The sequence below is a fragment of the Streptomyces sp. NPDC005799 genome, assembly GCF_040630525.1.
GTDB classification, from domain to species: domain Bacteria; phylum Actinomycetota; class Actinomycetes; order Streptomycetales; family Streptomycetaceae; genus Streptomyces; species Streptomyces griseorubiginosus_B.
Window position 1 is genome coordinate 1 of the sequence record NZ_JBEXXQ010000206.1, and the last position, 1,599, is coordinate 1,599.

The following is a 1,599-nucleotide window of genomic DNA, read 5'->3' on the forward strand; positions in this document are numbered from 1 at the left end:
CGAGTACGAACGCGCCTGGTGGCGACAACAGGAAGCCACCCAGCATTCCGCCTGAAACAAGATCACCGGACTCTATGAAACTCGGGGCAGCTCACCATCGTCCCCGGAGCAGTGGAACCCCACGGAACACGAAACGGTCTGCCGACTCCGTCGGCAGACCGTCAAGAAAGATCGAGGCTAGATCACTGGTACTGAAAGATGCTCCCGCCGATTGCGTGTCCCAGGGGGGCACCGTTGTCGTAGTGGCGCGCCTCGAAGACGGCATCGTCTTGCAACTTCTTGCAAATATCGTTACCAGGCCACGGGTTGAGGTCCGCCGGCCAGCTCTCGCAGGTGATCTTATTGACGGGCTGACTCCTGGCGATCGTGTAGCCAAACTTCGTCTGGTCCACGACCGGACATCCCTGGTCTTTGCCGAGGTCGACAGCGACGAAGGAGTGGAAGTCCCGTTTACCGCTGGTGCTGTACTCCACCCGAGGCATGTTCCAGCTGTACACACACAGCCGTCGACCTGGCTGCGCCTGCGCGGCGGGTGCGATCGCGACTGTGGCGACGGCGGACAGCGCGGTCACCACGGCAGCGGTACGAACCAGCGGTCCGGCTATGGGCTGTCTCGCACGGATGGTGGCGATGAGGGTTTTGGCTGGCAGGGTCCGCATGACTGGCGCTCCTCCGATTCTCAATATGGGGCTGAAATCTGGGCAGTATCATTTATATGGCTCTGTCTCACTTGCGATGGTAACTAAAAGTCATGATAAGAAAACCTAGTCGAACCGCGCGGGCGCCCGCCCGCGACCTCGCTTCGCTGCCTGTGGCGAGCTCATCATTCAGATGTCGGCAGGCGGTTGAGGTGGGTAAATCGATACAGGTAACCATCATCACCGCCTGTTACCATCGAATGTGAGACAGGGCCATTTATATCGGGTTGATGTTGTCGGTCGTAGAGGCAAACGACATCCGTCCCTTCGTGCTGACCGCACCTCAATTGCGATGTACTTCGTGTCAAAGGCCGGGGGTGGCTCGGTAAGGTTCGTGAGCAAGTCGTCCGCTGGTGCCGTGCGGAGCGGTCGCTGACTGCTCGCGCAGCAGCTCAAGGCGTCAATCGTTGACCGGCGCGGCGACGAAGTCGCGGTCGACCAGGTCAGGGGCCCGCTGGACCTCTCTGCTGGGGATCGTGGTGATGACGTGTTTGCCGCGCAGCGCGCCCTGGATACCGAGCTCTCACATCGGGCGCGCGACGGTGCAGCGGGCCACCGCATGCTGCGGGCGATCGCCTCGCCGCTGCCCATCGCCTGGGTGACCGCGGACGCCGCCTACGGCCAGGAGTGGCGGCTGCGCCGCATGCTGGAGGAGACCGGCCTGGGATACGTGCTCGCGGTCCCCAAGTCCCAGCAGGTGCCGCACTTCGGACGCATCGATCACCTCTTCGCCCAGGCACCCAACGAAGCCTGGGAGCGACGTTCGTGCGGCGACGAGTAATTGTCAATTCCTGTGGATCGCTGGGTTAGGGCAACGGGTTGGCGCCCTCGATGACCTGCCATCCGGAGGCCAGGGTGCCCGTCATGAGGTGCTGCACGCCTTCTCCTCGGAGCGTCACGA

The 1,599-nt window shown here is 62.4% G+C and carries 2 protein-coding genes; one reads left to right on the forward strand and one right to left on the reverse strand.

Going from position 1 to position 1,599, the window contains the following annotated elements:
- Nucleotides 1–182: 182 nt before the first annotated feature.
- On the reverse strand, nucleotides 183–659 hold the full coding sequence (locus ABZ453_RS51245; RefSeq protein ID WP_359026967.1) for a hypothetical protein: 477 nt from the start codon (nucleotides 657–659) through the stop codon (nucleotides 183–185).
- Between the two features lie 526 nt (nucleotides 660–1,185).
- Between ABZ453_RS51245 and ABZ453_RS51250 the strand changes: the two genes are divergently transcribed.
- Nucleotides 1,186–1,479, forward strand: a complete 294-nt coding sequence (locus tag ABZ453_RS51250) for a transposase (RefSeq protein ID WP_359026969.1) — start codon at nucleotides 1,186–1,188, stop codon at nucleotides 1,477–1,479.
- Nucleotides 1,480–1,599: the final 120 nt, after the last annotated feature.